Here is a 1,377-nt window from a genome sequence, read left to right as displayed (position 1 = left end):
TAGTGTGATGCGCCAGAAAAGGCGGCCTTAAGTCTGTAGGCTGTTTTTATGTCGTATCGAGGCCCTCGTGCTGTCGAAGTCTTGCTGTCCGCTGAGGAGTGTGCGGAGTTGCTGCGCTGGGCGGGTGGCGGGGTACCGGCCCGTGTGGCGGAGCGGGCACGGATCATTCTGGCCTGTGCGGGCGGGGCGTCAAATACCGCTGTGGCGGCGGACTGTGGGGTGTCCGTGGAGACGGTGCGCAAGTGGCGTTCGCGGTTCGTGGCCCGGCGGATGGCGGGCTTGGTGGATGAGTCGCGGCCGGGCCGGCGCAAGCCGGACCTGGTGCTCAGCGAAGCCGAGCGGGTGGAGCTGACGCGCTGGGCGCGGCGGGCGAAGACCGCGCAGTTCCTGGCCCTGCGCGCGAAGATCGTGCTGCGGTGCGCGGAGGGCGGGACGAACAAGGAGGTCGCGGCTGAACTCGGCGTCGCCCACGCGACGGTGAACCGCTGGCGCTCCAGGTTCATCACCCTGCGTCTGGACGGGCTGACGGACGAGGCCCGCCCTGGCAGGCCGCCCTCGGTCCTGCTCGACCAGGTCGAGGACGTACTCGTGGCGACTCTGGAGTCCGTCCCGGGCAAGGACACGCACTGGTCGCGTGCCTCGATGGCGAAGCACAGTGGGCTGTCGAAATCGACCGTCGGGCGGATCTGGAAGAGGTTCGGCCTCAAGCCCCACCTGCAGGACTCCTTCAAGCTGTCCACCGACCCGCAGTTCGTCGCCAAGGTCGTCGACGTCGTCGGCCTGTACCACCATCCGCCGGAGAAGGCAGTGGTTCTCTGCGTCGATGAGAAGAGCCAGATCCAGGCACTGGACCGCTCGCAGCCGGTACTGCCGATGATGCCGGGCATGCCCGAACGCCGCACCCACGACTACTACCGGCACGGGATCACCAGCCTGTTCGCCGCCTTCGACATCGCCGACGGCACTGTCATATCGGAACTGCACCGCCGCCATCGCGCCATCGAGTTCAAGAAGTTCCTGATCCGGATCGACAAGGCCGTGCCCACCGGACTCGACGTCCACCTGGTCTGTGACAATTACGCCACCCACAACACCGCCGAGATCAAGACGTGGCTGGGTAAACACCCCCGCTTCCACGTCCACTTCACCCCGACCGGCTCGTCCTGGATGAACCAGGTCGAGCGCTGGTTCGGCCTGCTGACCGACAAACTCATCCGCCGCGGCGTCCACACCTCCGTGACAGCCCTGGAGAAGGACATCACCGCCTGGATCGACACCTGGAACGAGAACCCGAAGCCGTTCACCTGGACCAAGACAGCCGACGAGATCCTCAAATCCCTCGCCGACTACCTCACCAAAATCAGCCCATCCAGCACC

1 protein-coding gene is annotated in these 1,377 nt (G+C 65.9%); it reads left to right on the top strand.

Annotated elements, in window-relative coordinates:
- Positions 1 to 48: 48 nt before the first annotated feature.
- The coding region (locus ACFVX4_RS42105) for an IS630 family transposase (RefSeq protein ID WP_389988835.1) at positions 49 to 1,377 on the top strand (1,329 nt) is incomplete at its 3' end.

This window comes from Streptomyces sp. NPDC058240 (genome assembly GCF_042882135.1).
In the GTDB taxonomy this organism is placed as follows: domain Bacteria; phylum Actinomycetota; class Actinomycetes; order Streptomycetales; family Streptomycetaceae; genus Streptomyces.
Note: the sequence above shows the minus strand (reverse complement) of the source record. Positions and strands in the feature narration are given on the sequence as shown.